A 23,999-nucleotide genomic window follows, 5' to 3' on the forward strand; every position below is an offset into this window, starting at 1 on the left:
CGGAAGACCTAGGATTGATGCTATCCGGCGATCCTTTTTTTCCCAAATGCGCCTTAATGTCACGACATTGCGCGTTGCACATTGCCGTCGTTCTGGCTAGAGAATGTGCAGCAACCGAAGGTGCTTGGTTTTTGTGCATGCCTGATGTGACCAAATTGGCTTCGCCGCTGGATGTGGGTGGCGTGAGAATCCGCAACCGCGTGTTTCTCGCGCCGATGTCGGGCATCACCGACGAGCCGTTCCGGCAGCGCGCCCATGCCCATGGCGCCGGGCTGGTCGTGTCGGAAATGGTGGCGAGCGGTGAGCTTGCAAAGGGCAGGGCTGGCTCGGGCCTGCGCATCCGTCATTCCGGGCTGCCTGTCCACATGGTCCAGCTTGCCGGCCGCGAGGCGATGCACATGGCCGAGGGCGCGCGAATCGCGGTCGGCGAAGGCGCCGACATCATCGACATCAACATGGGCTGTCCGGCCAAAAAGGTGACGGGCGGCTATGCCGGTTCGGCACTGATGCGAGACCTCGACCACGCGCTGTCGCTGATCGAAGCGGTAGTCGCCGCGGTCGACGTGCCGGTCACGGTCAAAATGCGGCTCGGCTGGGACGAAGGCGCGCTCAACGCGCCGATGCTGGCGCGACGCGCCGAGCAGGCCGGGGTGATGATGGTGACGGTGCATGGCCGCACACGTTGCCAGTTCTATCAGGGCACGGCCGACTGGCGTGCCATCGCACGCGTCAAGCAGGCCGTCTCGATCCCTGTGGTTGCCAATGGCGATGTCGGCTCGCCGGCAGAGGCTGCGTCGATCCTTGACCAATCCGGCGCCGACGCGGTGATGATCGGCCGTGCGCACTATGGCGCGCCGTGGACCGCCGGCAGCATTGTAGCGGCCGCGCTGGCCGAGCCAGTATCCGGCATGCCGGAAAGCCCGCAAGCGCTGACCGATTACGTCATTGCCCATTACGAAGACATGCTGACGCTCTATGGCGTGGAAAGCGGATTGCGCCAGGCGCGCAAGCATCTCGGCTGGTATCTCGACCGCCACGCCGCCACAAGCGACGACCGGCGCAAGGCCATACTCACGTCTTTCGAGCCTGGGCGCGTCATTGCGTTGCTGCGCGACATGTTTTCAACCGCTCCCGAAGCGGCGAACCTGCGGAGTGCGGCATGAACGCCACCGTCACACAGAGCACGGATATGGCGGACGCCGCGCATATTGTGCTCAACACCATTCGTCGGCCGGTGATCATGGTCGATCCGCAAGGCTTCATCACCTTCGCCAATGCCGATGCCGAGGATTTTTTCCGTTCGAGCGCCACGATGCTCGCGCGCAACACGCTGCACAAGCTCATTCCTTTCGGCAGCCCGCTGCTGACGCTTGTCGACCAGGTGCGCGAGCGCCGGGCGCCAGTCAACGAATACCGGGTGGACGTGTCGTCGCCGCGGCTCGGCATCGAGAAGGTGGTCGATCTCTACGTCGCGCCTGTGACGGAATTTCCAGGCTCCGTCGTGGTAATGTTCCAGGAACGCTCAATGGCCGACAAGATCGACCGGCAGATGACGCATCGCGGTGCGGCGCGCTCGGTCACCGGCCTTGCCGCGATGCTTGCCCATGAGATCAAGAACCCGCTGTCCGGCATTCGTGGTGCCGCGCAGCTGCTTGAACTGTCGGCGTCCGACGAGGATCGCGCACTGACCAGGCTGATCACCGACGAGACCGACCGCATTGTCTCGCTGGTCGACCGCATGGAGGTGTTTTCGGACGAGCGGCCGATCGACCGCTACCCCGTCAACATCCATGTCGTGCTCGACCATGTCAAAGCAATCGCCAAGAACGGTTTTGCCAAGAGAATCAAGATATTAGAGGATTATGATCCATCATTGCCTCCGGTCTTTGCCAATCGCGACCAGCTCATCCAAGTGTTCCTCAATCTGGTAAAAAATGCCGCCGAGGCGATCGGCAGCGATCCGCAGGGCGAGATCATGCTGTCGACCGCCTTCCGCCCGGGCATCCGTGTTTCCGTGCCCGGAACGCAGGACCGCGTGTCGCTGCCATTGGAATTCTGCGTGCGCGACAACGGTTCGGGTGTCTCCGAGGATATCCTGCCGATCCTGTTCGATCCTTTCATCACCACCAAGCCGAACGGCTCCGGTCTCGGTCTGGCGCTGGTCGCAAAGATCGTCGGCGAGCATGGCGGCATCATTGAATGCGAATCGACGCCGCGCGGCACCACCTTCCGTATTCTGATGCCGGCGTGGAAAGAAACTCAGTTTGGCACCGACGACGACGGTGAAGGAGACCGCAAATGACCGTTCGCGGCAATATTCTCGTCGCTGACGACGATGCGGCCATCCGCACAGTCCTCAACCAGGCGCTTTCGCGCGTCGGCCACGACGTGCGTGTCACCTCCAATGCTTCGACGCTGTGGCGCTGGGTTGCGGCGGGCGAGGGCGATCTGGTTATCACCGACGTTGTCATGCCTGACGAGAACGCCTTCGACATGCTGCCGCGCATCAAGAAGGCGCGACCGGAACTGCCGGTCATCGTCATGAGTGCGCAGAACACGTTCATGACTGCGATCCGGGCCTCCGAAACCGGAGCCTATGAATATCTGCCGAAACCGTTCGACCTGACGGAGCTGCTCAACATCGTCAACCGCGCGCTTTCCGAGCCGCGGCGGCCCAAGATCGATACGCGTGCCGACGAGCCGCCTGAAACCATGCCGCTGGTCGGCCGCTCGGCGGCCATGCAGGACATCTACCGCATGCTGGCGCGCATGATGCAGACCGACCTGACGGTGATGATCTCGGGCGAATCGGGTACCGGCAAGGAACTGGTGGCGCGCGCGCTGCATGAATATGGCCGTCGTCGTGGTGGCCCCTTCGTCGCCATCAACATGGCGGCGATCCCACGCGACCTGATCGAATCGGAACTATTCGGGCACGAGAAGGGCGCCTTTACCGGCGCACAGAACCGCTCCACTGGCCGTTTCGAGCAGGCCGAAGGCGGCACGCTGTTCCTCGACGAGATCGGCGACATGCCGATGGAAGCGCAGACGCGGCTGCTGCGTGTGCTGCAGCAGGGCGAATACACCACGGTCGGCGGCCGCACGCCGATCAAGACTGACGTGCGCATCGTCGCTGCCACCAACAAGGACCTGCGCACGCTGATCAATCAGGGGCTTTTCCGCGAGGACCTGTTCTACCGCTTGAACGTTGTGCCGCTCAGGCTGCCGGCGCTGCGCGAGCGATCGGAGGACATTCCGGACCTCGTCCGGCACTTCTTCAAGCTCGGCGCCAGTGAAGGCCTGCAGACCAAGCGCATTTCCACCGGCGGCATCGAGCTGATGAAGCGCTACCCATGGCCGGGCAACGTGCGCGAACTCGAAAACCTCATCCGCAGGCTGGCTGCACTGTATTCGCAGGACGAGATTTCTGCCGAGATCATCGAGGCGGAGTTGAAGACCGGCGAAAGGCCTGTCGTTCCAGGTGGCGGCAACCTCATTCCCGATGACCTTTCCATCGGCCAGGCGGTGGAGCATTTCCTGCAACGCTATTTTGCCTCGTTTGCCGGCGACTTGCCCCCGGCCGGGCTCTATCAGCGAATCCTCTCCGAGGTCGAATACCCGCTGGTCCTCGCCTCGATGACCGCAACGCGCGGTAACCAGATCAAGGCTGCGGAATTGCTGGGGCTCAACCGCAACACGCTGCGCAAAAAGATTCGCGAACTCGGCGTCAACGTCTACAAATCGTCCAGGCAGGTCTAGACGAATCCCTTTACGAGCGCTTTCCAGGGGATCGATTGCCGAAAGATTTCCGTCTCGGCCACACTTGTTGCATAATCGCCACAATGCGTTGCATACATCCGACGCAATCACTGGCTCTAGACGGCGACATGGCCCTGCACGCACCGACACTGAGCAAATCGCTTTTCAGCAATACGGGCGCGCGAGACGGTCGCCGGCTGCTTGCGCTGCCGGGCGTGATCGCCGTTGCCGGTGCGCTGGTGACGGCGGCGATCTCCTTCGCCATTCTGGTCGGCGCGACGCCGATCACGCCCGACGCGAGGACGACGCTGGCGCTGATTGCGCTTAATGCGGCGTTCGTCCTGTTTCTGATCTTGCTGGTCGGCCGCGAGGTGCATCGCATCCTGATGGCACGACGGCATGGCAAGGCTGCGTCGCGCCTGCATGTGCGCATAGTGGCGATGTTTGCGCTGGTCGCCGCCATCCCCGCGATCATGGTGGCGATCATCGCGTCGATCACGCTCGACATCGGCCTCGACCGCTGGTTCGAGATCCGCACCAAAACGATCGTCAATTCGTCGTTGTCGATCGCTGACGCCTATGTGCAGGAAAACGCACGAAATCTTCAGGGCACGACGTTGTCGATGGCTTACGACCTCGACGCTTCGCGCACGCTTTACGGCCTCGATCGTACCGGTTTTCTCGACCTCATGAACAAGGAGGCGGTGGGACGCTCGCTGGCGCACGCAGCACTCATCAAGCCCGATGGTTCCTTCGTTATGAGCGCCAAGACCGACGCGGACTTTGCCATGCCGGAGCCGCCTGAGGGCGCCGTGGCAAGCGCTGCCGACGGCAAGCCGGTGCTGATAGAACCGCGCACCCGCAACATCATGGGTGCCATCGTCAAGCTGCGCGAGATCGACGGCCTCTATCTCTACACCATCCGCCTCGTCGATCCCGAGGTGATCAAGGCGCGGCAGATCGTCAAATCCAACACCGCCGAATATCGCGGTCTCGAAGACAATCGCCGCACCTCGCAAGTGGCTTTCGCGCTTCCCTATCTGTCGCTGACGCTGATCATCATCCTGTCCGCCATCTGGACCGGCATTGCGGTGGCCGACCGCCTGGTGCGGCCGATTCGTCAGCTCATCGGCGCGGCCGATGAGGTCGCTACCGGCAATCTCGACGTAGCCGTGCCTGTCCGCCCCTCCGACGGTGACGTCGCCTCGCTCGGCGACACCTTCAACAAGATGCTGATGGAGCTGAAATCGCAGCGCAACGAGATCCTGTCGGCCAAGGATTTGATCGACGAGCGGCGGCGCTTTTCGGAGGCGGTGCTTGCCGGCGTCACCGCCGGGGTCATCGGCGTCGATCCATATGGCATCGTCACCATCGTCAACCGTTCGGCCGAAACGATGCTGGCCATATCCGCCACGGCAGCGCTTGGGCAGAACCTTTCCGCCGTGCTGCCGCATGTCGGCCGCGTCTTCGAGATCGGCCGCAAATCGGGCAAGCCGGTCTATCGCGAACAGGTCACCTTCTATCGTGCCGGCACCGAACGGACCTTCAACGTGCAGATCACGATTGAAGCCGGCGACGACGGTTCGGAGGATAAATCCTACGTCGTGACAGTCGACGACATTACCGATCTGGTCCAGGCACAGCGTTCCTCTGCATGGGCCGACGTGGCGCGGCGCATCGCCCACGAGATCAAGAACCCGTTGACGCCGATCCAGCTTTCGGCCGAGCGCATCAAGCGCCGTTATGGCAAGGTCATCACCGAGGACCGTGAGGTTTTCGATCAATGCACCGACACCATCATCCGGCAAGTGGAGGACATCGGCCGCATGGTCGACGAGTTCTCGGCGTTCGCCCGCATGCCGAAACCGGAAATGAAGGCCATCGATCTGCGCGATTCGTTGCGCGAGGCCTCGTTCCTGGTCGAAGTGAGCCGCGCCGACATCACCTTCGAGCGCGTCTTCGGCAATGAGCCACTCAAAGGCACGTTCGACAGCCGGCTGATGGCGCAGGCGTTCGGCAACGTCATCAAGAATGCTGCCGAAGCCATCGACGGACTTGATGCAGAGGATCGTCCGCACGGCATAATCCGGATTCAAGCCGGGCGTCAGAATGGCGCGATTCGAATCGACGTCATCGACAACGGCAGGGGCTTGCCGCGCGAAAACCGGCAGCGCTTGCTCGAGCCTTACATGACGACACGCGAGAAAGGCACCGGGCTTGGCCTCGCTATCGTCAAGAAGATCGTGGAGGACCATGGCGGGCGACTCGAATTGCACGATGCACCAGCGGACTTCCACGATGGGCGGGGTGCAATGATCAGCATCATCCTGCCGGTTGCCGCCACCGTTCCGATACGCGGCGAGGGCAAGACGGAACACGAAAAAGAAACTGAAAAGGTCGGAAATGGCGTCTGATATTCTCATCGTCGATGACGAGGAAGACATCCGCGAACTCGTCGCCGGTATCCTGAGCGACGAAGGTCACGAAACACGCACGGCGTTTGATGCCGACAGCGCGCTGGCGGCGGTCGCCGACCGGGCACCCAGGCTGGTCTTCCTCGACATCTGGCTGCAGGGCTCGCGGCTCGATGGCCTGGCCTTGCTGGACGAGATCAAGACGATGCACCCGAACCTGCCGGTGGTGATGATCTCGGGCCATGGCAATATCGAAACGGCAGTCTCGGCCATTCGCCGCGGCGCCTATGATTTCATCGAAAAGCCATTCAAGGCCGACAGGCTGATCCTCATTGCCGAACGGGCGCTCGAAACCTCCAAATTGAGACGCGAGGTTTCGGATCTCAAGCTGCGCAGCGGCGAGACTTTCGACCTCATCGGCATGTCATCGGCAATGAGCCAATTGCGCCAGACCATCGAGCGCGTCGCGCCGACCAACAGCCGCGTCATGATTATCGGCCCCTCCGGCTCGGGCAAGGAACTGGCGGCGCGCGCCATCCACGCACTGTCGGCGCGCAAGAGTGCACCGTTTGTGACGCTGAGCGCCGCCAACATCACCCCAGAGCGTATGGAGATCGAGCTGTTCGGCACCGAATCGAACGGCGTCGAACGCAAGGTCGGCGCGCTGGAGGAAGCCCATCGCGGCATTCTCTACATCGATGAAGTGGCCGACATGCCGCGCGAGACGCAAAACAAGATCCTGCGCGTGTTGGTCGAACAGCAGTTCGAGCGGGTAGGGGGCACCAAGCGGGTCAAGGTCGACGTGCGCATCGTCTCGTCGACCTCGCAGAACCTGGAAGCCATGATCGCCGACGGCCGTTTCCGTGAGGACCTTTATCATCGCCTGGCCGTGGTTCCGGTCATGGTGCCGGGACTGGCCGAGCGTCGCGAGGACATTCCTTATCTGGTCGACAATTTCATGAAGCAGATCGCTCGCCAGGCCGGCATAAAGCCGCGCCGCATCGGCGACGACGCGCTGGCGGTGCTGCAGGCGCATAACTGGCCGGGCAACGTTCGCCAGTTGCGCAACAATGTCGAGCGGCTGATGATCCTGGCGCGCGGCGACGATGTCGATGCGCCGATCACCGCCGATCTCCTGCCTGCCGAGATCGGCGACGTCATGCCGCGCACTCCAAACAAATCCGATCAGCACATAATGGCGCTGCCGCTGCGGGAAGCGCGCGAACAATTCGAGAAGGACTATCTGATCGCCCAGATCAACCGTTTTGGCGGCAATATCTCGAAGACGGCAGAGTTTATCGGCATGGAACGCTCTGCATTGCACCGCAAGCTGAAGTCGCTGGGCGTCTGACAGCCAAACCAGTCGTGGCCCACCCAATTATCGGTTACGGCGGTCTTGGAATCGCATAAGAAAGCTGGACTTCTTTCAGGGATTAGCCATGCCGCGCATTGCGTATGTGAACGGGCGCTACGTCGCTCACGCCGAAGCTTCCGTGCATATCGAGGACCGTGGCTATCAATTCGCCGACGGCGTCTACGAGGTCTGCGAGGTGGCACGAGGCTTCATCGTCGACATGCCGCGCCATCTCGCCCGATTGAACCGCTCACTTGCCGAACTCTTGATCGATTGGCCGATCACGCGCGGCGTGCTGCCGCTCGTCATGCGCGAGGTGGTGCGCCGCAACCATGTCGTCGACGGCCTGGTCTATGTCCAGGTGACACGCGGCGTCGCCAGCCGCGAGTTTTTCTTCCCGCCGGCGGACACGAAGCCGTCGCTGGTGGTGACTGCCAAAAAAGCCGATCCTGCAGCTGCCGCGAAGCGGGCCGAGAGCGGGATCCGGGTTATCACGGTGCCGGAGAACCGGTGGGATCGGGTCGATATCAAGTCGGTCGGCCTGCTGCCGAACGTGCTGGCCAAGCAGAAAGCCAAGGAAGCCGGCGCTCAGGAGGCCTGGTTCGTCGATGTCGACGGCACCGTCAAGGAAGGTGGATCGTCGAACGCCTGGATCATCACCGGGGATGGCGTGCTGGTGACGCGGCCGGCCGAGCACGGCATCCTGCGCGGCATCACCCGTACGACGCTGTTCGACGTGGCCGCCAAGCTCGGCCTGAAGATCGAGGAGCGCGGTTTTTCGGTGGCCGAAGCCAAGGCCGCGCGCGAGGTTTTCATCAGCTCCGCGACCACGATTGCCATGCCGGTGGTGGCGATCGATGGCGCTCCCGTCGCCAACGGCCACCCGGGCTCGATAACAGTTTCATTACGGCAGGCCTTTTTTGACGTTGCGGAAAAAAGTCCAGCCTGATAACCGCACAGATGGAATGAACATCAATATATCTCGTTCTGCTTGTCGTTACTGACGGCAAGATGGTGTTTGCGTGCTTGACATGTGCCGGCTAATTTGGCGCATTGGCCTGCAAACCGAAGGGGATCGGCGAAAGACAAGAACAATGGCGGAACGATCGCAAAATCTTCAGGACCTGTTCCTGAATTCAGTTCGCAAGAGCAAAAATCCACTCACCATCTTTCTCATCAACGGCGTGAAGCTGACCGGCGTGGTCACTTCGTTCGACAATTTCTGCGTTCTGCTGCGTCGCGACGGCCATTCCCAGCTTGTCTACAAGCACGCTATTTCCACGATCATGCCGAGCCAGCCGGTTCAGATGTTCGATGGTGAGGAAAGCCAGGGCGCCTGATTGGCACGTGAGAAAGACGCGGACCGCAGCGTTCGCGGAAAACCAGCACATCAGACCGGGACAGAGGCCAACGGCCCGACCCGGGCGGTGGTTATCGTGCCGGTGCTTACCCGGCAGCCTCGTGGCGACGACGACACCAACCGCCCCCGCCTGAGCCGTTCCGCCGAGGCTCGTCGCGACGAGGCCGTCGGCCTCGCCAGCGCAATCGACCTCGACCTGGTCCACACGGCGGTGGTGACCGTCAACGATCCACGCCCGGCGACCTTGCTCGGCAGCGGCAAGGTGGCGGAGTTCGCTGAGATCGTCAAAGAGGGCCACGCGGAAGTGGTCATTGTCGATCATCCGCTGACCCCGGTACAGCAGCGCAACCTCGAAAAAGAGTTGAACGCCAAGGTGCTCGACCGCACCGGGCTGATCCTGGAGATTTTCGGCGAGCGCGCCCGCACCAAGGAAGGCACGCTGCAGGTCGATCTTGCCCATCTCAACTACCAGAAAGGCCGCCTTGTGCGGAGCTGGACCCACCTCGAGCGCCAGCGTGGCGGCGCCGGCTTTCTCGGCGGCCCTGGCGAGACCCAGATCGAGTCGGATCGGCGTGTGCTGCAGGACAAGATCACCAAGCTGAAGCACGAGCTCGAAACTGTGCGCCGCACCCGCGACCTGCACCGCGCCAAGCGCAAGAAGGTGCCATTTCCGGTGGTGGCGATCGTCGGCTACACCAATGCCGGCAAGTCGACTCTGTTCAACCGGATGACCGGAGCAGGGGTGCTGGCCGAAGACATGCTGTTTGCCACGCTCGACCCGACGCTGCGCCGCGTGCGCCTGCCGCACGGCACGCCGATCATCCTTTCCGATACGGTCGGCTTCATTTCCGACCTGCCAACGCATCTGGTCGCGGCCTTCAGGGCGACGCTGGAGGAAGTGGTCGAGGCAGACCTCGTCATTCATCTGCGCGACATCTCCGATCCCGATACGGCCGCGCAGGCCGAAGATGTCGAGCGCATCCTTGCCGATCTCGGCGTCGATGCCCGCGATAGCAAGCGCGTCATCGAAGTATGGAACAAGATCGACCGGCTCGACGAGGGCAACCGGGCGCGGCTGCTTGCCGATGGTGCTGACGGCAAGAAGGCACCGCCGATCGCCATATCGGCGGTAACCGGCGAGGGCATCGATGCGCTGAAGACGATCATCGAGACGATGATGTCGGGCGAACTGGAGACGTTCACCGTCACACTTAAGCCCGACCAACTCGGCGTCGTCGACTGGCTTTACCGCAACGGCGACATCGTCTCGCGCGACGACAATGAGGATGGCAGCGTGACCGTCGCGCTCAAGGCTACACACAGCGCTCGGCAGGAGATCGAAAGCCGATTGCGCCGTCAAAACAACGGGTAGAGGCGTTTACTTCGCGCTTTTTGCCTGCTGCCAGAGCGCTTCCATCTCGTCCAGCGTCGCCTCTTCGAGGCTGTTTCCCGACGCTTGCAGCGTCCGCTCGACATAGTGGAAGCGCGATCGGAATTTTTCGTTGGTGCCACTGAGTGCCGCTTCGGAATCAATTTTGAGGTGCCGGCCGAGATTGACGACCGCAAACAGCATGTCGCCGAACTCGTCCTTGATCGGCGCAGTGTCGGCTTTGGCCAGCGCCTCGCGTAGTTCGCCGATCTCCTCCTCGATTTTGTCGAGGATCGGCGCCGCCTCGCTCCAGTCGAAGCCGACGCGGGCGGCCTTTTCCTGCAGCTTGAGCGCCCGGGGCAGCGCGGGCAGGGCGACCGGCACACTGTCGAGAAAGCCCTTGCCATGGTCTTCCGGGTCGAGCCCACGGGCGAGGCGCGCACTGCGCTTCTCCGCCTTTTCCTCTGCCTTGATCTTTTCCCACATGCCCTTGGCCATGCCGGCGCTGCGCGCCTTGTTGTCGCCGAAGACATGGGGGTGGCGGCGGATCATTTTTGTGGTGATGGCCTGGACCACATCGCCGAATGAAAATTCGCCGGCCTCCTCGGCCATTTGCGCGTGGTAGACCACTTGCAGCAGGAGATCGCCGAGTTCATCCCGCAGATCGTCGAGGTCGCCGCGCGCAATGGCGTCCGCCACTTCGTAGGCTTCCTCGATCGTGTATGGCGCGATTGTCGAAAAGTCCTGCTCGATATCCCACGGGCAACCGGTTTCCGGCGCCCGCAGCGCTGCCATGATCTCGATCAGCCGGGAAATGTCTTTCGAGGGTTTCATCTGGGAAACGCTATCCTGTACATGGCTGTGCGGCCAACGGCTTCAGCCGGTGAGGGCGCCTTGTCCACAGATGGGCGGCCAGACCATGATCCGAAAGTGGAAGCCGGTTTCCGGAAAAGATCCTAACTAGCAAAAAGTATCAGTCGAGCACGGAGACTATCGCCTTGGCGAGCGCATCCATGCCGTCCTCGGGCAGGCCGGCAACGTTGATGCGGCTGTCGCCGACCATGTAGATGGCATGCTCGGCGCGCAGCCGCTCGACTTGCGCTTCCGACAGGCCAAGCCGGGAAAACATGCCGCGATGGCTGGCGACGAAATCGAAACGGTCGGAGTTGGACTGCCGCCGCAGCGCCTCGGCGAACTGGACGCGCAGCCGCAGCATGCGCAGCCGCATCTCTTCAAGCTCTGCTTCCCAGTCGGCACGCAATGCGGGGTCTTCAAGCACGATGCGCACCGCCGCCGCGCCGTGGTCCGGCGGCATCGAATACATGGCGCGCGCCGCCGACAGCATCTGGCCCATCGCCAAATCCGCCTGCGCGCCACCTTTCGCCATGATCAGCGCTGCACCGACTCGGTCGCGATAGACGGCAAAGTTCTTCGAGCAGCTCGAGGCAACGACCATTTCCGGAACTTTTGCCGCCAGAAGGCGCAAGCCGGCGGCATCCGCATCAAGTCCCTCGCCAAAGCCCTGATAGGCGATGTCGACAAAGGGCAGCAGGCCGCGCTCAACGACAAGATCGGCAATGGCAGCCCATTGCGAGATGTCTAGATTGGCGCCTGTCGGGTTATGGCAACAGCCATGCAACAATACGACGTCGCCAGGATTCGCGGTTCTCAATGCATTCAGCATGTCGTCGAAGCGAACCGCACCAGAAGCAGCGTCGAAATAGGGATATTCGCGTGTCTGCAGGCCAGCGGCGCGCATCACCGGCATGTGGTTCGGCCATGTCGGATCCGATAGCCAGACCATCGCGTCGGTGCGGGTCCTTTTCAGCAGCTCTGCTACCAGCCGCAGCGCGCCGGAGCCGCCTGGCGCCTGCGCCGCACGAATGCGCGTCATGTCGGCGGCTGGGCCGAACACCAACCTGGCCATCGCCGCGTTGAAGGCAGTATCGCCGGCAAGGCCGAGATAGGTCTTGGTATCCTGGCCCTGCAGCAGCCGCTTTTCGGCTTCGCGCACCGCGCGCATCACCGGCGTCTTGCCGTCGCGATCCCTATAAACGCCGACCCCAAGATCGACCTTGTCGGGACGCGGGTCGGCGCGATAGAGACCGATCAAGGCCAGGATCTTGTCGGCAGGCGCGGGCTGGAGATTTTCGAACATCGATAAGGTTCCGTTGGCGGCGGAGTGATACGCAAACCGGCCGTACTTTGCCAGCAGTTTCATATGCGCCAACTCGGCGCCGGTTTGCCTCGAGGGCGGCCAATACTATCTGGCGGGCGAGAGCGGGCCCGATATCTCCCAGGACGAGAACGCGGCGAGCCGTAAGAAAATTTCGGGGAGAGCGGGATTAACATCCCGACCTGCTCCGTAAACAGGACATGAAACGGCCGATGCCACGCTTCGATATTCTGGGACAGCTCGGTTCGCTGCGCCGCTATGCACGCTCGCTGACGCGCGACAGCGCCGATGCAGAGGATCTGCTGCATGATGCGCTGGTGCGTGCCTATGAGCGACGCGGCAGCTTCCGCTCCGGCGGAAATCTTCGCGTATGGCTGCTGTCGATCGTCCATAATGCATTCATCGACGGTCTGCGGTCCCGCAAATCCGAAGCAATGCGCATCGAACAGGCCGGCTATCTCGCCGAGGCGAATGTCCAGGCTCCGCAGGAACATTCGGTCCGTCTGGCGCAGGTGCGCGAAGCGTTTTTCGAATTGCCGGAGGAGCAGCGTTCGGCGTTGCATCTCGTCGCCATCGAGGGGCTTAGCTACAGCCAGGCCGCTGAGGTGAGTGGCGTGCCGCTTGGCACGCTGATGTCGCGCATCGGCAGGGCGCGTGCGGCCCTGCGCGAGATGGAGGACGCGGTGCCGGCACGCGCGAAAGGCCATCTGAAGATCGTCGGAGGTGGATCATGAACCAACTGCGCGATCCCGTAACCGGCGCCGATCTCGACGCCTATGTCGACGATCAGCTGGACGTGGCTCGTCGCATCGAGGTCGAGGCGTTCCTTTCGGCCCGCCCGGACGCGGCCGCGCGGGTGATGTCCGACTTACGGATGCGTGACGAATTGCGCGTGGCGCTTGCCGGATCGAAAGGCATGGCGCGGCCCGCGACGGCCGATGCTGCACGACGGCTGGAGCGGGGATTGGCGCGCGGCCGCGTCCTTGGTGCTTTGCAGCGAGTTGCGGCAGTCGCTGTCTTCGTCGCTGCCGGCTGGCTTGCGAACGGGCTCATCGGACCGATATCGGTGACGGAAGTCGTCGCTTCGACCCATCCGCCGGCCTATGTGGAGGACGCGGTCCGGGCGCACCGCACGACGCTCGTGCGCGAGGCGATGTCGTCGCAACCCGAAGCACCCGGCTACAATGCCGACGAAATCCGCGCCGCGACGGCGATCGTGATGCCATCGCTGCCAGCGGACTGGACGGTCCGTGACGTGCAGATCTATCCATCGCAATTCGGACCGAGCGTCGAGATGGCTGTCGAGACGAAAGAGATGGGGCTGGTCTCGTTGTTCGCGATCAGGCCCGGAACATTCGACGTCGTCAAGCCGACCGTCGTTCCCTCGGGCGAAGTTTCCTCGGCTTATTTCCAGATCGGCGAGGTCGCCTACGCGGTCGTCGGACGCAGCGATGTCGGCGGTCTCGATCGCACGGCCGAAGCCCTCGCCAAAACGCTTTACTGATCGACCTGCAAGAAGGAGAACCACATGAACAATCTCGGATATATCGGGGCCGGAGCCCGAGCCGGAGCCGTCTACGATGAAGGCCTGCGCCGGCACATGCTGCGCGTCTATAACTATATGGGCCTTGGCCTCGTCGTTACGGGCGTGATCGCGTTCGTGGTGGCTTCCACGCCCGCTCTTTACGTGCCGATCTTCTCCACACCGCTGAAATGGGTGGTGATGCTGGCCCCGCTGGCCTTTGTGCTCTTGTTCTCGTTTCGGATGCAGGCGATGTCGGCAGGCGGCGCCCAGGCGATGTTCTGGGCATTCTGCGCGGTCATGGGCCTGTCGCTGGCTTCCGTGTTCCTGGTCTTTACCGGCACCAGCATCGCACGCACCTTCTTCATCGCCGCCACCATGTTCGGCGCGACCAGCCTTTACGGGTACACGACCAAACGCGACCTGACGCAGTTTTCGTCGTTCCTGATCATGGGCCTGATCGGCGTGGTGATCGCCAGCATCGTCAATATCTTCCTGGGCTCGACCGCGCTCCAATTCGCGATCTCTGTGATCGGCATCGCCGTCTTCATCGGCCTCACCGCCTGGGATACCCAGACGATCAAGGAGCAGTATGCGGAAAACTTCGGCGCGGAATCACAGCAGAAACTCGCTGTCTTCGGGGCATTCTCGCTCTATCTGAACTTCATCAACATCTTCCAACTGCTGTTGAACTTCACCGGCGAGCGCGAATAGCCGGCGTTGAACCAAGACCGGAGTTGGACATCCTGGACAGAAACGATCAGCAAGCGATCGGACAGCTCTTCGAGAAGTTGGCAAGCGCCGAGCGCCAGGCGCCGCCGCGCGATGCCGAAGCAGAGCGCTTCATCCAGGACCAGATCACCCAGCAGCCTGGGGCGCCATATTACATGGCCCAGACGATCGTGGTGCAGGAGCAGGCCCTGAACGCAGCTCAGGCGCGCATAGAAGAACTGGAGGAGCAGGCGCGGCAGCCGGCCGGCGGTGGACCGCTCAGCGGCTTCTTCGGCCGCAGCGGCGGCAGGCGCTCAGGCTCGGTTCCGCGGGTAGGGCGCACCGCCTCCGTTGCAACTGAAGGGCCGCAGGACACGCCACAACGGGCAGGCGGCGGTTTTCTTGCCGACGCCGCGCAGACCGCGATGGGCGTGGCGGGCGGCGTGCTGCTCGGCAACGCGATCGCCGGCGTGCTTGGCGGCAGCGAAGCGAAGGCAGCTGAACAGCCGACGCCGCAGCCGGACGAAGCCGATCAGGCAGGCGATTCCAGCTCCGATAATGGCGGTGACTTCGGTGATATGGAGTTCTGACGAGCGACCCAGCCTGTGCCTGTGCTGGCGCTGGTGACGATTGCGGGTCAGCATCGGCGAGGTGGCGAGGGCAACATCCGGGAAGCGAGCCCTCGCCGGCGGCTAATAGCCCAGGCGCTTCAGTTCAGCCTTGACCGCCGCGATCGTCTTGAAGCGGAAGTGCTTCGTTGCGCCGTCGCGCCAATGGCAGTCGCATGTGGTATCGAACTTCCGGCTCGCTTTCAATTGAGTCAGCGCCTTCTGGCCTGGCTTGGGGCCATCGAAGATGCGAACTTCGTAGAGCGTCCCTTCGACATCGTAGTGCATCTGAGCCCAGGAAAGTATCACGATCAGTTCCTTTGCCGGGTCGTGGTCGGCGTTGGCGAGGCCGAGCGCTATGTCCGGTGTGTCGCCCTCTTGTTCACCGATCGTGACCTGGATTGCGCGATATCTGTTGTCAGCTAGCCGTTGTAGCGCGACGAGTGGGCGTTCCGGATATTCCTCAGTAGTCTGGTAATCGACGAAGAGTGTCTGGAGGCCGTTCCAGCTCACGGCTGTGGTGTGCGGATCAGCATTGTCGGCGAACCCAACAACACGTTTGGCGAAAGCCAGGTCGTTCTCGCCTGGCGCACGATCAAAGTCCTGCGCTCGCGCGCCAGTGAGCGCGCAGGCGAGGGTGAGGGCAAGACTTGCAAGCAGTGGGAGTGTGTTCATGATTCGCAACCCTAGCATGCCCGTTGCCCCACAGCGCTGTCGCGAATGTCTAAGAGTGACCGCCCGATCTCGCCGCCAACGGATGCTATAGGCGTAGTCGCATAAGATAGATTATGGAACTAGCTTGGCCGATTGGATGTGACGTGAAGATAGCACCTCGCGAGATCCAACTCGGGAACCCAGGCCGTAAAAACTTAGTCTTTCACGCTGATTCGTAAGGGATTTCGATCGTCATGCCGTCATAAGCAGGCTCGACGTTGGCCGGCGTCTCGGCCATTACCGTAGCGTAGTCGAGTGGCACATGCATATGCGTCAGCACCGCGTTCTTCGGCGCCAGTCTTTCGATCCAGCCAAGCGCCTGGCCAAGCGACAGATGGCTCGGATGGACGGTGTATTGCAGCGCGTCGATGACCAGCATGTCCAGCCCGCGCAAACGCGTGGCGGTCGCCTCCGGAAAGTCGCTGACGTCAGGGCAATAGGCCAGCCCGCCGATGCGGAAACCCAGCGAGGTGATGTCGCCATGGAGCTGCAGCAGCGGTTCGAGGGTGAGGGCGCCGCCCTCGCCTGCGATCACCACCGGCCTGTGGTGGTCGATGATATGGGCGTTGACGATCGGCGGATACGAACTGCCTTTCGGTGTTTCGAAACAGTAGCGGAACGCCTCGCGTAGGCGCAGCATGGTAGCCTGATCCGCATGGATGTCGATCCGGTGGCGCTGCTCGAGCACGAAGCCGCGCAAATCGTCGATGCCGTGGATATGGTCGGCATGCGGATGTGTATAGACCACCGCATCGATGCGCTTGACCGATGCCAGCAGCATCTGCTCGCGGAAATCCGGGCCGGTGTCGATGACGACCGTGGTCCGGGCGCCACTCGCCGCGATCCGCTCGACGAGCGCTGCGGTGCGCGTGCGCCGGTTCCGGGGGTTCGCGGGATCGCAATTGCCCCAGTCGCCGGTGATGCGTGGCGTGCCCGGCGATGAGCCGCAGCCGAGGATGGTAAGACGTAACCGGTCGCTCATGCGTCAGGCGCCCGGCGCGCTCGGGCGCGGCATTTTCCTGAACAGCCGGAAGAAATTATCCGTGGTGATATTAGCGATCTCGGCCTCGCTGAAGCCGATCGTCTCGGCCAGCACCTTGGCTGTATGCGCGACATAGGCGGGCTCATTACGCTTGCCGCGAAACGGGATCGGCGCAAGGTATGGCGCGTCGGTTTCGACCAGCAGACGGTCGCGCGGCACATCGGCGGCGACGGCGCGCAGCTCGGCGGAGTTCTTGAAGGTCAGGATGCCGGAAAACGAGACGTAGCCGCCGAGCGCCACGCCGATCTCGGCCAGCCGGCGCCCCGACGAAAAACAGTGCAGGATGAAGGGGAAGGCGCCCTTCCCCGTTTCTTCTTCGAGGATATCAGCCATGTCGTCGTCGGCGTCGCGCGAATGAATGACCAGCGGCAGACCGGTCACGCGCGCCGCAGCGATGTGGGTGCGAAAGCCCTGCGCCTGTGCGTCGCGCGGCGCATGATCGTAGAAATAGTCGAGTCCGGCCTCGCCAATCGCCACCACTTTGCGATGAGCAGAGAGCCGCACCAGATCATCGACAGTGACGTCAAGCTCTTCGGCCGCATTATGCGGATGGGTGCCGACCGAGCAATAGACCTCATCGAAAGTCTCTGCAATCTCAAGCACTTGGTTAAATCGCTTCACCCTCGTCGAGATCGTCACCATTCGGCCGATGCCGGCCGCTAGGGCGCGGGCGACAATGGCCGCCCGCTCTTCGGCGAAATCCGGAAAGTCGAGGTGGCAGTGACTGTCGACCAGCATCAGGCGTTCGCGTCCTGCTTTTCGTAACGCGGAAAGACCGCCTCCGGCGCGGGCAATGCCGCGCCGGGCACCAGCGCATAGTCGGCGTGGACATGCGCAAAGTCACGGTTGTCTGCCGGCACCGCCAGCAGGTCGAGCAGCTTAGCAGCCGACCCCGGAACAAAGGGCTGGCAGAGCAGCGTCACGCGCCGGACGACTTCGATCGTCGTCCACAGAACTGTCTTCATACGCTCTGGATCGCTTTTGCTTAGCGCCCAGGGTTGCTGAGAGGCGAAATAGCGGTCAGCTTCGGCCACCACTCCGAAGATCGCCGCCAGCGCCAAATGGATGCCCTGATCCGCCATCGCCTTTCGCGCGACGGCGAGTGCCCCCACCGCTTGGTCGAGGATGGCGCTGTCGGCTTCGGTCAGTTCGCCGCGCTTTGGCACCGCGCCGCTGCAGTTCTTGGCGATCATCTTCAGCGAGCGCTGCGCCAGATTGCCGAGGCCATTGGCAAGGTCGGCATTGGTGCGGTTGACGATCGCATCATGGCTGTAGCTGCCGTCCTGGCCGAACGGCACTTCGCGCAGCAAGAAATAGCGCACCTGGTCGAGGCCGTAGTGCTCGATCATCGCGAACGGGTCGATGACGTTGCCGACCGACTTCGACATTTTCTCGCCGCGGTTGAACAAAAAACCATGCGCGAACACGCGCTTCGGCAATTCGATGCCAGCCGACATCAGGAAAGCCGGCCAGTAGACCGCGTGGAAGCGGACGATGTCCTTGCCGATGACGTGCGCGTTTGCCGGCCAGAACGACCATCTCTTATTGGCCGGATCCGGATAGCCGGCGGCGGTGATGTAGTTGGTCAAGGCGTCGACCCAGACATACATCACATGCTTCTCGTCGCCCGGCACCGGGATGCCCCAGTCGAACGTGGTGCGCGAGATCGATAGGTCCTTCAGGCCGGACCTGACGAAGCTCATCACCTCATTGCGCCTCTCGGCAGGACCGACGAAATCGGGCTGGTTTTCGTAAAGTGCAAGGAGCCTGTCCTGATAAGCCGACAGCCGGAAGAAGTAGCTCTCTTCCTCGACCCATTCGACCGGCGTCCCCTGCGGCCCATAGCGGACATTGTCGGCACGCACCTCGGTCTCTTCTTCGCCGTAATAGGCTTCGTCACGCACCGAGTACCAGCCGGCATAGCCGCCTTTATAGACGTCGCCATTGGCGGCCATCGCCTTCCAGATCGCCTGCGAGGCCTTGTAGTGCCGCTTTTCCGTGGTGCGGATGAAATCGTCGTTGGAGGCATCGAGCGCGACGGCCATGCGCTCGAAATCGGCCGAGTTGCGGTCAGCCAGCTCGCGCGCTGAAATACCTTCTCTCTTCGCCGTCTGCAGCATCTTGATGCCGTGCTCGTCGGTGCCGGTGAGAAAGAGGACGTCCTTACCGTCGAGCCGCTGGAAGCGGGCCAGCGCGTCGGTGGCAATCAACTCGTAGGCATGGCCGATATGCGGTTTGCCGTTCGGATAGGAAATAGCCGTCGTGACGTAGTATTTTTCGCGTGCCATGGATGAGCCGTCATGAATGTCTGAATGAAAGATGTCGCGGTGAGATATCGCATCGAAACGGCAATTGCCATCCGACGCCAATGTGGTGGCTTCGAAGTTCCTGCGATTGATTGGGATCAATACTCAGGGGCTTCAAAGCCACGCCAGCGGCCGTCACATTCGCATTGCAGAATTCAGGCGGTCGATCATGGTCAGGGCGTGCTGCTTTTTGTCGAGATTGTAGGTCTCGGTTTCAGATATAGCGTTCAAAGCCTCGTGCCAAGTATCCGACAGCGTTTTGGCCCGCGCGAGATCGCCGGCGAGCGCGGCCTGGCTGGCGCCGGCCGACAGCAGATCAAGCGCGCGGCGATTGAATATCTCGAACGGGATTGCCTGGTCGCGGCCGGCGACCGCCTCGGCAAGACGGTAGGCGCCTGCGACATCTATCTTCTTGGACATCACCAGGGCGTCGAGGGTGGCGGCGATTTCGAGCCCTCCATACTGCGTCAACAGGATCGCATTGCGCGCGCTGCCCCCTGCCCGCTCCGCCAGCGCCGCGCGCGCCCCAGGATCCTCCGGTGGCGGCGGCTCGATGCCTTCCAGAACCGTCATCAAGCTCTCGGCATCTAGCCGCGCCAACCGCACCATCTGGCAGCGCGACCGGATCGTCGGCAGCAGACTGCCCGGCGCATGGACGATGAGGATGAACAAGGTGCGCGCGGGTGGCTCTTCAAGATTCTTCAGCAAGGCATTGGCAGCATTGGTGTTCATGTCGTCGGCGGGATCGACGATAACCACCCGGTAGCTGCCGTCGTGCGAGGTCAGCGACAGAAAACGGCTGACCTTGCGGATTTCGTCGACCGTGACCACTGTCTTGAAGCTCTTGGTCTTGTCGTTCGCCGGGCGTGTAAGATGCAGCACCGAAGGATGCGCGCCGGTGGCGATCTGTCGAAACAGCGACGAAGCCGGATCTGGAACGGCAAGGCTTTCCGGCGCCTGCTCGAAGGCCGGGTGCTTCAACAGATGATGCGCCAGGTGAAAGGCCAGCGTCGCCTTGCCGATGCCAACCGGTCCGGCAAAGATCAGTGCGTGCGGCAGCTTTCCCGAGCGGTAAGCGGTGGCGAGCATGTTGGCCGCCTGCAGGTGACCGACAAGACGCGGCGTCTCGGATGGCTCGGGCACCCCGTCCAGCGTATCGTGCTGTTCGGGCGCGATGCGTTCGAAAATCATGCTGGCGCCGCCTGCCTTCTTTGTGCCGGCATCATCCTCTCGAGAGCCGCGAACACCGCGGCGGTAACGACATCCTCCACCGCATCTAGGTCGGCTGAGGCATCGACGACAACGCAGCGTTCGGGTTCAGCTGAGGCGATCGCGAGAAACGCCTCGCGCCGGCGTTGGTGGATGGCCAATGTTTCTTTCTCGAAGCGGTCCGGTCCGTCACTGCTGCCCCGCCGGGCGGTAGCGCGCCTCAGGCCCTCGGCGGGGTCGATGTCGAAGATCAGTGTCATGTCCGGCACCATGCCGTTGATGGCGACCTTCTCCAATGCGTCCATGAATGCCGGGTCGAGGCCGCCGGTCACGCCCTGGTAGACGCGCGAGGAATCCATGAAACGATCGCAAAGCACGACCGAACCGCGCTCGACTGCCGGCCGGATGACCTGTTCGACATGGTCGGAACGCGCAGCGGCGAAAAGCAGCGCTTCCATCTTGGGGCCGAACGGCTCGGCTGCGCCTGAAAGCAGGACATGCCTGACCGCCTCCGCGCCCGGCGAGCCACCCGGCTCACGTGTCACCAGCACATCGTATTTCTTGGCGCGCATCTTCTTTGCCAGCCGCTCGATCTGCGTCGACTTGCCTGCTCCTTCGCCGCCTTCAAAAGTGATGAAAAATCCGCGCGCCAAAGCCTTTGTCCATACTTCGGGGACCGTATAGTCCCGGCGGGAAAAAAGGTCCACCGCGACGGTGCTAACGCAGCCAGCCGACGGCCAGTTCCTTGGCGGCGTCGAGCGCGCGCTGCGGCAGCGAACCGACACCGATCGACTCGGCGGCAAACAGCGGCGTCTCCTGGCTCAGCGTATCGCCGATCCAGACGCGCAGCGTACCCACCGGCTGCCCCTCCTCCACCGGCGCTGCCACCGGTCCGTCATAGACGATCCTGGCGGTGAGCTTGTCGCGGTTGGTGATCGGCAGGAAGATCTGCACCGGTCCTTTTGCCTTTAACGCGACACCGGACTTGGCGCCGCCAAAGACCTGGGCTTCGCCAACCACTTCGTCCTTGGCGAATACTTCAGTCTTCTCGAAGGAGCGAACGCCCCAGTCGAGCAGCTTTCGCGCTTCCTCAGCACGCTCACGGTCGTTTGCCAGGCCGCTCATCGCCGCGATCACCCTTGTGCCGTTGTGGCTGACCGAGCCGACAATGCCGAACCCGGATTGCTCGCTGGCACCGACCGCGAGCCCGTCGGCGCCTATGTCCATGGCCAGTAGCGGATTGCGGTTCCTCTGGGAAATCTTGTTCCAGGTAAAATCCTTCTGGCCGTAATAGCGGTAGAGATCCGGGTAGTTGCGCCAGATATGCAGCGCCAGAAGCGCAAGTTCGCGAACGCTCGTTTGCTGCTCATCGGCCGGCAGACCGGTGGAATTGACGAAAGTCGATTTCTGCAAGCCGATCTGGCGGGCACGCCCGGTCATCTGCGCTGCGAAGTTTGCTTCGGACCCGGCCATCCCTTCAGCAATGACGATACAGCCGTCATTGGCCGCCTGCACGGTCACGCCCTGGATCAGGTCTTCCAGCCGGATCGTCGACTTGAGCTTGGCGAACATGGTCGATGTCCCCGAAGGAGCGCCGCCTTTGCGCCAGGCGTTCTCGCTCACCACGAAGGTATCATCGAGCGTCATGCGCCCTGATTTGATGGCGTCGAAAACCACTTCCATCGTCATCAGCTTGGCCAGCGAGGCCGGCGGAATCAACCTGTCGGCGTCCTTGGAAAACAGCACGGTTCCGGTTTCGGCATCGATCATGAAGGCCTGCGCGGCCTTGGTCTCGAAAAGCTGTGCTGAGGCCGGCGCAAGCGAGAGCAGCAGCAGGCCGAGCGCCATAAGCCCGGTGAAAGGGTGAAAGGATTTCATCAGGTTCGACCAGTGAGCCGGCGCTTTTGCAAGTTGGCAGAAGCTATCAGGCTTTTGCCTGGCGGATCAATCGCGCGCGAAAAAACCAGGCAGCCCCGAGCTCAGTTGCGTACAGCAAGCGCATCCGGCGCACCATGCGACCACGCTGCCTGCAGCATCTCGTCCAGGCTGCCACGACCGTCGGCAAAGAGGTTGACCGAGTACCAGTCCTTGCCTTCAAGTTCCGAGCGCTGGATCTCGGTCTTGCCGAAGCTGGAAAGCTGGGCCGCCACACGCTCCGCTTCGGCGGCATTCTCGAACGAACCCGCCGCGACATAGTCCGTGGGCGACCCGGTTGGAGGAGCTTGCCGCTTCCACGATTGAAGAATTTCGGCGGGCGACATGCCGGCGCCATCCAGCTCGGCAAACGCGTTGGAGGCGCGTTGCACGCGCTCGTCCGCGTAAGACAGCGACGCCACGGTGAACGGCGATTGCGCCGGCAGGTTGATCTCCGGGCGCTCCGGCACGATCGGGCCGAAATCGGGCAGTACAATGTCTCCCAAAGCAGATGCTTGCACTGCCATGACAGGCCCTGCATCGGATCCCTGCCCGGAATTCGTCAGCTGACCGGGGAACGGCACGGCAGCAGCGCTCATCGGCAGGCTTGGCGACGGCCCATTCATCGCGACCATGACACCGCTGGGCAGGCCGTCCGACGGATCCGGCGCCCTGTTGCCTGGACGATACGAAGCCACAAGATACTGCCCGTCATTGCCTTCGAGCGGCGCACGGCCGACATATTCGACCTTCACCTCGGCCGTACCGATGTTGGCATAATCGAGCATTTCAGCAGCGCGCTTCGACACATCGATGATGCGTCCATCATGATAGGGTCCGCGGTCGTTGACGCGCACGATCACCGAGCTGCCGGTCTTCATGTTGGTGACCCGCGCATAGCTCGGCAGCGGCATGGTCGGATGCGCCGCCGTCAGATCTGCCATGTCGTAGACTTCGCCGTTGGCGGTCAACCGGCCGTGGAAGGCCTCACCGTACCAGGATGCGAGGCCAACCTTGGCGTAACGTTTGTCTTCCTTCGGATAATACCACTTGCCGCGCACCTGATAGGGCTTGCCGAGCTGGTCGCGTCCGCGAGACGTCTTGAACATGACGCGCGGGCTGGCTTTCACGCCGTATTCGGCTTCGGAAAAATATTCCTTGGAGCGAGGTTTCTTGTTGACCATCGCCTTTTGCTGCGGCCCGGCACATGCTGCAAGAAAGGCTGCCGACAAGGCAAACAGCGCGAAAGCGGAAGCGCGACGAAGACGCGGGCGCGCCGTGGTCTGCATATTTTGATTATCCCCTATAGCATCGACGAAGGCACCGCAGCATGAACGTCAGCGATGCCAAAGCACCCACTCCAGAAACGCCGGCGACGCCCTACCCCAATCCTTTTTGTGCGCAGGAATTATTTATCACCGTATTAACCGATTGTGGTCGGAACCGGGCGAGATTGTGGCACGGACCGCCTCGCTGATCGGCATGAAAATCATCGCTTATCGATCAGAAACGCCGTTCGTGGCGCACTTTGCCCCTGGCTT

22 protein-coding genes are annotated in these 23,999 nt (G+C 62.3%); 12 read left to right on the top strand and 10 right to left on the bottom strand.

Going from position 1 to position 23,999, the window contains the following annotated elements; translation table 11 throughout:
* The first annotated feature begins 137 nt into the window (after positions 1–137).
* The 8 genes from dusB (at position 138) to hflX (ending at position 10,259) form a co-directional block, all read left to right on the top strand.
* Positions 138–1,163 carry a tRNA dihydrouridine synthase DusB gene (gene dusB, locus NKI67_RS16875; protein WP_352636700.1) on the top strand — a complete coding sequence of 342 codons (1,026 nt, stop codon included), beginning with the start codon at positions 138–140 and terminating at the stop codon, positions 1,161–1,163.
* The gene (locus NKI67_RS16880; RefSeq protein WP_023675075.1) at positions 1,160–2,302 is read left to right on the top strand and encodes a two-component system sensor histidine kinase NtrB; all 1,143 of its coding nucleotides are present in this window, start codon (positions 1,160–1,162) and stop codon (positions 2,300–2,302) included. The genes dusB and NKI67_RS16880 overlap by 4 nt, the downstream gene beginning before the upstream one ends.
* A complete protein-coding gene (gene ntrC, locus NKI67_RS16885) occupies positions 2,299–3,759 on the top strand; it encodes a nitrogen regulation protein NR(I) (RefSeq protein ID WP_023675074.1) in 1,461 nt (486 codons plus the stop codon). Before NKI67_RS16880 ends, ntrC begins: the two co-directional genes overlap by 4 nt.
* A gap of 128 nt (positions 3,760–3,887) precedes the next feature.
* Positions 3,888–6,173 carry a sensor histidine kinase NtrY-like gene (locus NKI67_RS16890; RefSeq protein WP_023675073.1) on the top strand — a complete coding sequence of 762 codons (2,286 nt, stop codon included), beginning with the start codon at positions 3,888–3,890 and terminating at the stop codon, positions 6,171–6,173.
* On the top strand, positions 6,163–7,524 hold the full coding sequence (gene ntrX / locus NKI67_RS16895) for a nitrogen assimilation response regulator NtrX (RefSeq protein ID WP_023675072.1): 1,362 nt from the start codon (positions 6,163–6,165) through the stop codon (positions 7,522–7,524). Before NKI67_RS16890 ends, ntrX begins: the two co-directional genes overlap by 11 nt.
* An 88-nt stretch (positions 7,525–7,612) precedes the next feature.
* Positions 7,613–8,476, top strand: a complete 864-nt coding sequence (locus NKI67_RS16900) for a D-amino-acid transaminase (protein WP_352646051.1) — start codon at positions 7,613–7,615, stop codon at positions 8,474–8,476.
* A 145-nt stretch (positions 8,477–8,621) separates the two neighbouring features.
* Positions 8,622–8,867 carry an RNA chaperone Hfq gene (gene hfq, locus NKI67_RS16905; RefSeq protein ID WP_006202172.1) on the top strand — a complete coding sequence of 82 codons (246 nt, stop codon included), beginning with the start codon at positions 8,622–8,624 and terminating at the stop codon, positions 8,865–8,867.
* A complete protein-coding gene (gene hflX / locus NKI67_RS16910) occupies positions 8,868–10,259 on the top strand; it encodes a GTPase HflX (protein ID WP_023675070.1) in 1,392 nt (463 codons plus the stop codon). It begins immediately after the preceding gene.
* Between the two features lie 6 nt (positions 10,260–10,265).
* Here the strand turns inward: hflX and mazG are convergent, their stop codons facing one another.
* The gene (mazG, locus tag NKI67_RS16915) at positions 10,266–11,090 is read right to left on the bottom strand and encodes a nucleoside triphosphate pyrophosphohydrolase (protein WP_352646054.1); all 825 of its coding nucleotides are present in this window, start codon (positions 11,088–11,090) and stop codon (positions 10,266–10,268) included.
* Between the two features lie 139 nt (positions 11,091–11,229).
* Positions 11,230–12,414: an amino acid aminotransferase gene (locus tag NKI67_RS16920; RefSeq protein ID WP_023675068.1), complete on the bottom strand. Its 1,185-nt coding sequence runs from the start codon at positions 12,412–12,414 to the stop codon at positions 11,230–11,232.
* Positions 12,415–12,632: 218 nt separating this feature from the next.
* Here NKI67_RS16920 and NKI67_RS16925 point away from each other — a divergent pair, with 218 nt between their 5' ends.
* From NKI67_RS16925 to NKI67_RS16940, 4 genes are read left to right on the top strand one after another with little or no spacing between them, the layout of a single operon-like run.
* Positions 12,633–13,166 (top strand): sigma-70 family RNA polymerase sigma factor, encoded by a 534-nt coding sequence (locus NKI67_RS16925; RefSeq protein ID WP_023675067.1) that lies wholly within the window; start codon positions 12,633–12,635, stop codon positions 13,164–13,166.
* A complete protein-coding gene (locus NKI67_RS16930; RefSeq protein WP_023675066.1) occupies positions 13,163–13,936 on the top strand; it encodes an anti-sigma factor family protein in 774 nt (257 codons plus the stop codon). Before NKI67_RS16925 ends, NKI67_RS16930 begins: the two co-directional genes overlap by 4 nt.
* A gap of 24 nt (positions 13,937–13,960) precedes the next feature.
* Positions 13,961–14,668 carry a Bax inhibitor-1/YccA family protein gene (locus NKI67_RS16935; RefSeq protein WP_023675065.1) on the top strand — a complete coding sequence of 236 codons (708 nt, stop codon included), beginning with the start codon at positions 13,961–13,963 and terminating at the stop codon, positions 14,666–14,668.
* Positions 14,669–14,691: 23 nt separating this feature from the next.
* Positions 14,692–15,255 (top strand): DUF2076 domain-containing protein, encoded by a 564-nt coding sequence (locus NKI67_RS16940; protein ID WP_245274627.1) that lies wholly within the window; start codon positions 14,692–14,694, stop codon positions 15,253–15,255.
* Positions 15,256–15,357: 102 nt separating this feature from the next.
* On the opposite strand, the gene NKI67_RS16945 is transcribed toward NKI67_RS16940, so the two are convergent.
* The 8 genes from NKI67_RS16945 to NKI67_RS16980 all read right to left on the bottom strand — a co-directional run bounded on the left by NKI67_RS16945 (position 15,358) and on the right by NKI67_RS16980 (position 23,747).
* On the bottom strand, positions 15,358–15,948 hold the full coding sequence (locus NKI67_RS16945) for a hypothetical protein (protein WP_352593878.1): 591 nt from the start codon (positions 15,946–15,948) through the stop codon (positions 15,358–15,360).
* Between the two features lie 202 nt (positions 15,949–16,150).
* Positions 16,151–16,969 carry an MBL fold metallo-hydrolase gene (locus NKI67_RS16950; RefSeq protein WP_352646057.1) on the bottom strand — a complete coding sequence of 273 codons (819 nt, stop codon included), beginning with the start codon at positions 16,967–16,969 and terminating at the stop codon, positions 16,151–16,153.
* A gap of 3 nt (positions 16,970–16,972) precedes the next feature.
* Complete coding sequence (locus NKI67_RS16955) at positions 16,973–17,767, bottom strand: TatD family hydrolase (protein ID WP_352646059.1); 795 nt, start codon at positions 17,765–17,767, stop codon at positions 16,973–16,975.
* The gene (gene metG / locus NKI67_RS16960) at positions 17,767–19,317 is read right to left on the bottom strand and encodes a methionine--tRNA ligase (protein ID WP_352646061.1); all 1,551 of its coding nucleotides are present in this window, start codon (positions 19,315–19,317) and stop codon (positions 17,767–17,769) included. The genes NKI67_RS16955 and metG overlap by 1 nt, the downstream gene beginning before the upstream one ends.
* Positions 19,318–19,470: 153 nt before the next feature.
* Positions 19,471–20,526 (bottom strand): DNA polymerase III subunit delta', encoded by a 1,056-nt coding sequence (locus NKI67_RS16965; protein WP_352646063.1) that lies wholly within the window; start codon positions 20,524–20,526, stop codon positions 19,471–19,473.
* A complete protein-coding gene (tmk, locus tag NKI67_RS16970; RefSeq protein ID WP_352448921.1) occupies positions 20,523–21,197 on the bottom strand; it encodes a dTMP kinase in 675 nt (224 codons plus the stop codon). Before tmk ends, NKI67_RS16965 begins: the two co-directional genes overlap by 4 nt.
* A 64-nt stretch (positions 21,198–21,261) precedes the next feature.
* Positions 21,262–22,392 (bottom strand): D-alanyl-D-alanine carboxypeptidase family protein, encoded by a 1,131-nt coding sequence (locus NKI67_RS16975; protein ID WP_352593887.1) that lies wholly within the window; start codon positions 22,390–22,392, stop codon positions 21,262–21,264.
* Between the two features lie 131 nt (positions 22,393–22,523).
* Positions 22,524–23,747 carry a septal ring lytic transglycosylase RlpA family protein gene (locus tag NKI67_RS16980; RefSeq protein WP_352646064.1) on the bottom strand — a complete coding sequence of 408 codons (1,224 nt, stop codon included), beginning with the start codon at positions 23,745–23,747 and terminating at the stop codon, positions 22,524–22,526.
* Between the last annotated feature and the right edge of the window lie 252 nt (positions 23,748–23,999).

The sequence above is a fragment of the Mesorhizobium sp. M0408 genome, from assembly GCF_040321495.1.
In the GTDB taxonomy this organism is placed as follows: domain Bacteria; phylum Pseudomonadota; class Alphaproteobacteria; order Rhizobiales; family Rhizobiaceae; genus Mesorhizobium.